This window comes from Limosilactobacillus balticus (assembly GCF_014145615.1).
Lineage (GTDB): Bacteria > Bacillota > Bacilli > Lactobacillales > Lactobacillaceae > Limosilactobacillus > Limosilactobacillus balticus.
Window position 1 is genome coordinate 1 of sequence record NZ_JACIVH010000018.1, and the last position, 319, is coordinate 319.

Sequence of the window (319 nt, forward strand, 5' to 3'; positions counted from 1 at the left end):
ATCATGGATAAGAGACATTTCAGAGTTTTATTCATACAAGCTACCATGGCGACCTTATTCAGTTTTGGATAAGGTCGTTTTTCTTTTAAACGATAATAATATTCAACAATGTGATTAGAATTGACGTGTTGTTGGCGAATCATATTACCAACGGTAAAATACAACAGTTTACGGGCAATTGGGTTTCCACGCTTATTAATATGGTCTTGACCGGCATAAGTTCCAGAGTGGTGACGGCGAATATCAATCCCAACATAGGCATTGAGTTGGTTAGAGTTATCAAAACGACTAATGTCACCTAATTCTCCCATTAGTTGGG

The 319-nt window shown here is 37.6% G+C and carries 1 protein-coding gene; it reads right to left on the reverse strand.

The features are described from left to right. Nucleotides 1-319 (reverse strand): transposase (locus H5S10_RS00120; RefSeq protein WP_182588318.1); only part of this gene is annotated, 319 nt, incomplete at both ends.